6 protein-coding genes are annotated in these 6,374 nt (G+C 61.8%); 5 read left to right on the top strand and 1 reads right to left on the bottom strand.

Annotated features, from left to right (window positions below; all coding sequences use genetic code 11):
* Window positions 1-132 precede the first annotated feature (132 nt).
* The 5 genes from WBF82_RS21605 to WBF82_RS21585 all read left to right on the top strand — a co-directional run bounded on the left by WBF82_RS21605 (window position 133) and on the right by WBF82_RS21585 (window position 4,189).
* Window positions 133-468 carry a hypothetical protein gene (locus WBF82_RS21605; protein ID WP_424384971.1) on the top strand — a complete coding sequence of 112 codons (336 nt, stop codon included), beginning with the start codon at window positions 133-135 and terminating at the stop codon, window positions 466-468.
* 20 nt (window positions 469-488) lie between these two features.
* A complete protein-coding gene (locus WBF82_RS21600; protein WP_424384970.1) occupies window positions 489-1,226 on the top strand; it encodes a DUF899 domain-containing protein in 738 nt (245 codons plus the stop codon).
* Window positions 1,210-2,187 carry a sigma-70 family RNA polymerase sigma factor gene (locus tag WBF82_RS21595; protein WP_424384969.1) on the top strand — a complete coding sequence of 326 codons (978 nt, stop codon included), beginning with the start codon at window positions 1,210-1,212 and terminating at the stop codon, window positions 2,185-2,187. The genes WBF82_RS21600 and WBF82_RS21595 overlap by 17 nt, the downstream gene beginning before the upstream one ends.
* 552 nt (window positions 2,188-2,739) lie before the next feature.
* Complete coding sequence (locus WBF82_RS21590) at window positions 2,740-3,621, top strand: TIGR03854 family LLM class F420-dependent oxidoreductase (protein WP_424384973.1); 882 nt, start codon at window positions 2,740-2,742, stop codon at window positions 3,619-3,621.
* Between the two features lie 28 nt (window positions 3,622-3,649).
* Window positions 3,650-4,189: a sugar O-acetyltransferase gene (locus WBF82_RS21585; protein ID WP_424384972.1), complete on the top strand. Its 540-nt coding sequence runs from the start codon at window positions 3,650-3,652 to the stop codon at window positions 4,187-4,189.
* An 8-nt stretch (window positions 4,190-4,197) separates the two neighbouring features.
* Here the strand turns inward: WBF82_RS21585 and WBF82_RS21580 are convergent.
* On the bottom strand, window positions 4,198-6,374 hold a 2,177-nt coding region (locus WBF82_RS21580; RefSeq protein ID WP_424384968.1), incomplete at its 5' end, for an RND family transporter.

The following is a 6,374-nucleotide window of genomic DNA, read 5'->3' as shown; positions in this document are numbered from 1 at the left end:
GTCTAGCGGCGTTTCTGCCGTCGTCGATATGGAGGCGGCGAGCCGCCGAAACTCATCGCCGTTAGCGCGACCAGGCGTCACCGTGCGATGAGTTTGGTATCCGTCAGGTCTCTCTACTACAGGGAGGTGATCGTGGTGCGCAGAGCTGCGGTGGTGCAGTACGTCACGACGCGTCAGAGCGCGCGACGCAACCGCGAACTGATCGAGGATGTGCTTGCCGAACTGGCTGCCCGAGATCCGGGCGGAATGCAGTATCAGGTCTTGATGCTCGACGACGGGGTCGGATTCATGCATATCGTCGCGTTCGACGGCAACGCCGACCCATTCGCGGACTGTGACGCCTATCGCGAATTTCACCGAGAACTCGCCCAGCGCCTGGCGACGAAGCCGGTCGTGACGCGTGCGGCGTTGATCGGTTCCTATCACGGAGGCCGGACGATGAGTTTCGACCGGTGGGGTCCTCAGTAGTACTGAGGAAAGGATTCACCGTGAAAAGCACACATACCGCGTGGCGCGAGGAGTGGCTGGCGGCGCGCTTGGACCTACTGGTCAAGGAGAAGGCCGCCAGCCGGCAGCTCGCCGCGCTGGCCGAGGAGCGCCGCGCGCTTCCCGCGGTGCCCGTGGACAAGGACTACGCCTTCGACGGACCCGACGGAAAGGTAGCGCTCATCGACTTGTTCGAAGGCCGCAGCCAGTTGATCGTCTACCACTTCATGTGGCTGCATGACATCGATGAGGGCTGTCCGAGTTGCTCGTTCGCCGTGGACAACATGCCCGATCCGATCCATCTCAACGAAGGCGCCGACACCACACTGGCGCTGGTGTCGCGCGTGCCGTACGCACGGCTCAGCCAGTTCAAGGCCCGCATGGGATGGCGGCTGCCCTGGTACTCGTCACATGGCAGCGACTTCAACTACGACTTCCACGTCAGCACCGACGAGTCGATCGCACCGGTCGAATACAACTACAAGGACACGGCCACCCGGCTGCGCCAAGGGCTGGAGTTCGCGGCCACCAACGGTTCCGACGGACAGGCCGTCAGCGTCTTCGTCCAGGACGACGGCAAGGTCCTTCACACCTATTCGGCCTACGGTGTCGGTGCTGATGTCATGCTGAGCACCTACCGGTTCCTAGATCTCACCCCGCGGGGCCGGCAGCGCTATATCAACGAATGGCCGTGGCACGACACGTATGGGGCACCGGATCGTCATGAGCATCACCATTGATCGTGGGGGAGAAGACTTCGCGCGTCTCGCCGAGCCGTTTCGAGGTGAGCTGGTCGCCTACGGCTACCGCATGCTCGGCTCGGTCGACGACGCCGAAGAAGTGGTGCAGGACGTCTATTTGGACGCATGGCGGGCCTACGATCGGTTCGAAGGGCGCTCGTCCCTGCGCACCTGGTTGTATGCCATCGCCACCCGGGCATTCGTGAAAGCCATCGAGCGCCGCAAACGTCGGCCGCTGCCATCGGACCTGAATGCGCCGGCCACCGACCCCACCGCGCGCCCCGTTCCCGGCGATGAGGTGACTTGGCTGCAGCCCGCACCAGATTCGTTACTGGCCGGCACGACTTCCGATCCCGCCGCGGTGGTGGCTTCGCGCGAAACCATGCGGCTGGCCTTCGTGGCCGTGTTGCAGTATCTTCCGCCGCGGCAGCGCGCGGTGCTCATTCTGCGGGACGTATTGGGTTGGTCCGCAGCGGAAGTCGCGGCGCTGCTCAATCTCAGCGTGGCGGCCGTCAACAGTGCGTTGCAGCGGGCCCGCTCAAATCTGCCCGCCGACGGCGACCCGTTGGTGCCGCCGTCGGAGCCGAGGCAGCGTGAACTGCTCGACCGGTATGTGGCCGCATTTCAAAATGCCGACGTTGACGGATTGGTCGCAGTGTTGACCGAAGATGCAGTCTTTGAAATGCCGCCGTTTATGACGTGGTTTCAGGGCAGCACGACGATCGGTGAATTCCTTGGTGCGCGGATGCGCGCCTTCGGCAACACCCCGGTCATACGGACCACCGCCAATGGGCAACCGGCATTGGCGCTGTACCCAGCGACCGACGGTGGCCAGCATCGCCTGCATGCCCTGCATGTGCTCACGCTTGAGCCGCGGGGCGTCGGCCACGTCGTCGCGTTTCAGGATCTGGATGCGTTGGCGCACTTCGGCCTTCCGCATCTGCTGCCGACTGACCAATAACGAACTGAGGCAAAGGCGCTAGTGCCGTAGTTTGTTGAACTGCTCCTCGACTCGCAGGGCGCTAGCGGCCGTTCGGTAGCTTTCAACGACACCCTCGAGCCGTGCTCGGGAGCCGTCGAAGCAAGCCCAGTCAAAGACGGCCTGGCATACGTGGTCGGCCAAACTGCGCAAGATGCCATCCCGAGGAGGGTTGTCGATAACTCTGATCGCGGCCGTGCAGAGCATTCCCTTGTCGACGTGATCCCCCCGCATTGCTCGCCGAGCCATTGTCATGAGGTTCCGGGTATGTCCGCCCTCGAAATCCATCAATCCCCCGTGCTTCGTAATTGGGTTCCAGTGCCAGCGGCTGCCGACGCCGCGCAGTACTAGACCAGCCGAGTCGTAAAGCTAGTGGAAAAACGAGCCGGCATCGACCACGTTCTGGTAACAGGAACACATCAGTCTGAATCGGCCCGTTAGCGTGCCCGGCGTCGGTTGGTTCCAGCCCCGCGGGCAGAAATGGCGGCGCGGCCGCGTTGCGATACGTACGTGCGAAAGACGGAGGCAGACGCGTTGAAGATTCGCTTCGGAGTCAGCCTGGGCTTGAACACCGACCCAGGGCAGCTCGCCGGCATCGTCGACCATCTCGAGGCCAGCGGGGTCGACTCGCTGTGGTTTTCCGAGCTGGTCTACACCCCAGCGGTGGATCCCATGGTGGGCATGGCATATGCACTGGCCAGGACAACCCGATTGAAGGTGGGCACCTCCGTGGTGGTGCTTCCGGGGCGGCATCCGGTGCTGGTGGCCAAACAATTGGCGTCGCTGGCGGCCCTTGCGCCCAAGCGGGTGCTGCCGGTCTTCGGGTTGCGGTCGGCAATCGCGGCCGAGCGCCAGCTTTTTGTCGTCCCCGACGGCGAGCGCGCCGCGGTGTTCGACGAGTCGCTGCAGCTACTCCGGTCGGCGTTGGTCGAGGATTCCGCTAGCTACTCCGGCCGATTTTTCACGGTCAGCGAGACGGCGATCACGCCCCGACCGGTGCCGCCGCTGGATATTTGGTTGGGTGGTTCCGCGCCAGCGGCATTTCGGCGCATCGGCGCGTTCGGCGATGGCTGGCTGGGCAGTTTCCTCACACCCTCCGAGGCCCGGGCGGCCCGCGAAGCCATCGAACACGCTGCGGCGCAAGCGAGCCGACACATCGAGCCGGATCACTTCGGGATTTCCTTGGCCGTCGCTGACGGTGAGGTGCCGGCGGAGTTGGTCATGGCGGTCCGGCGGCGTCGTCCAGATCTGGATCCGGATGAACTGATCGCTTCCGACTGGGATCAGCTCCATCGCCAACTAGACGCCTACGTGGACGCTGGTTTGACGAAATTCGTCATTCGGCCCGCAGGTGATCAGCCGTTGGATGACTTCATCGATCGGTTCGTCGCTGAATTGGCGGATCGACAGAACTGATATGGACACCCGAAGTCAGCGTGAGCGAATGCTCAGCGGTGCGTTATACAAAGCCGATGACGACGATCTCCTCGCCAGCCGACGGGCGTGCCAGCGTCTGCTCGACGTGTTCAACGCAACGCAGGCAGACGATGACGATGCACGACAACAGCTGCTGTGTGAGCTACTCGGATCATTCGGAACCAGTTCGGTGATACTGCCGCGATTTCAATGCGACTACGGCACGAATATCACGGTCGGTGCGAACACCTTCGTCAACTACGACTCGATCATGCTGGACTGCGCGGCTATCACCATTGGCGACCACGTTTCGATCGGTCCGCGAGTGCAGCTTCTCACCGCGTGGCATCCCGTCGACGACCACGAGGCTAGGCAAGCAGCCTGGGAAGCCGCCTCCCCCATCGTAATTGGCCACAATGTCTGGATCGGCGGTGGCGCCATCCTTTGTCCCGGCGTGACCGTCGGCGACAACGCGGTCATCGGCGCCGGCAGCGTCGTCACCAAAGACATACCGGCGCACGTGGTCGCAGCCGGGAATCCGTGCCGGGTTATCCGAGACGTTCCGTAAGCAGCCTGCTATCGCTGTGGCAGCGGACGCGAGCGCACTAGTGTCGGCCACCAGAACCACGGCCCGAGGATCCGCAGGATGCACGGCACGACGAACGAGCGCACGATCAGCGTGTCAAGCAGCAAGCCGATGCATACCGTGGAACCCACCTGACCGATCGTTCTGAGATCGCTTGTGAGCATTGCCAACATGGTGAACGCGAACACCAAACCCGCCGACGTCACTACGCCACCCGTACTTCCGAGCGCACGGATCAGGCCGGTATGCAACCCGGCATGAATCTCTTCCTTGACCCGGTTGATCAACAGCAGGTTGTAGTCCGACCCCACCGCCACCAGGATGATGAATGTCAGCGGCAGGACGAGCCAATGGAGGTGCAAACCGATCAGGTGCTGCCAAACGAGGATGGACAGTCCGAACGCCCCAGCGTAGGAGAACGCCACGGTGCCGGGAATCACCAAGGCCGCCACCAGACTTCGCGTAATAAACATCATGATGAGAAAGATCAGCACGAACGCCGCAATTGCCGCGATCGTGAGGTCCGACATCGCGTATTCCTTGATGTCCTTGTCGTTGGATCCCGAGCCGCCGATATAAACCCGCGCGCCCGCCAGCGAAGTCTCTTTCAAGATCGTTTTTATTGCCTCGGGGAACATTTTGACATGCTCCACACCTTCGGGGCCCATGGCGTCGCCCTCATGGGTGACGATGAACCGGGCCGCCTTGCCGTCCGGCGACATCATCAGTTTCATGCCTGTCTTGACGTCTTCGTTTTCGAAACCCTCGTGTGGGATATAGAAGAAGTCGTCGCTGCGGGACTTGTCCCAGTCGTTGCCCACGTTGATCGAATCATCGAACGTCTGCTCTGTTTGGAGTGACTGTAGGTCCGCCGACCCGTAGCTGTTGACCAGCTTCGACTGCAGTGCCTCGGTGTCGTCTGCGGTGGCTTTCAGTTGGGCGATGATCTGCGGGAAAGCCTTGTCCACCTCCACGAGCGAGATTCTGGCGAACTTGATGTCTTCGGCCAGGTGGTCGATGTGGTCGATCGTGTCCCACAACGATCTGAACGACCAGCAGATCGGAATGTCGAAACAGTGCTTCTCCCAATAGAAATAGCTCTTGATCGGGCGGAAGAAATCGTCAAGGTTTGAGACTTCCTCGTTCATCTCGTTGCTGACCCGTTCTAGGTCCTCAACGGTCAGCACCGTCTGGTGCAGTTCGTCGGACACCTTCTGAAAGAAGCCGATCTCCTTGCGCAGGACCTCCACGGAGTGCGCCTGGATGTTGGCCTGCTGGTCGGTGTTGGAGTTCTGTTCCCGGTTGAACGGCAACTGCGCACCGTTGCCGCTGCCCTGGGTGGTGAACAAGTAGGGAATGCTGGCATGCTCCAGGGCTCGGCCCAACGGTCGGGTCATGCCTTGGACCATGGCCACGCCGTTGAGGCGAATCAAAGCTCTCGCGACCCGGTCCAGCGAGATGAAGTCTGCCGAGTTGCGCATGTCGTGATCGGTCTCGACCATCAGCATCTCGGAGAACAGCTTGCTCTTGGGGAAGTGCCGATCGGCCGCCTGGAAACCCAGATTGGCGGGTGCGTCGTGTGGTTGATACTGCCGGTCGTCGTAATTCTGTCGGTAGCTCGGTACGAAAATCGCCCCAAACATCACGATGGCCGAACTGGCGACCAGGATCGGCACTGGCCAGCGCACTACGCTCGCGCCGATCCGCCGGTACAAGTGCGCCTTCACTTGCTGCCTTGGGTCGAACATCCCGAAGAGACTGCCGACCGTCAAAACTGCCGGGCCGAGCGTCATCGCCGCGGCGATGGTGAACAGCATGGTGATTGCGACCGCCGGCCCCATGGTGTGGAAGTAGTTCAGTCGCGCAAACGTCAAGCAGTAGCACGCGCCGGCGATCGTCAGCCCTGAACCGATGATGATGGGCGTGACGCCTTTGTACGCGATATAAAAGCTGTCTTCTCGGCTTTCACCGGCCAGGCGTGCCTCGTGATAGCGGCCCATCAAGAAGATGCCGTAATCCGTGCCCGCACCCAGGGTCAACGCGATCACGATGTTCACTGCGAACGACGACAGCTCGATGTATCCGAGATGCCCGAGGGTCGAGATGATCCCTTTGGCGACAAGCATTTCGATGAGGACGCCGAGCAAGGGCACCAACAGTGTGGGAG

The sequence above is a fragment of the Mycobacterium sp. genome, assembly GCF_049673265.1.
Classification (GTDB): Bacteria; Actinomycetota; Actinomycetes; order Mycobacteriales; family Mycobacteriaceae; genus Mycobacterium.
This window is presented reverse-complemented; position numbering and strand designations above follow the sequence as displayed.

Coding starts and splice junctions, on each gene's coding strand:
- WBF82_RS21595 (WP_424384969.1), top strand. CDS start 1,210: ATGAGCATCACCATTGATCGTGGGGGAGAAGACTTCGCGCGTCTCGCC.
- WBF82_RS21585 (WP_424384972.1), top strand. CDS start 3,650: ATGCTCAGCGGTGCGTTATACAAAGCCGATGACGACGATCTCCTCGCC.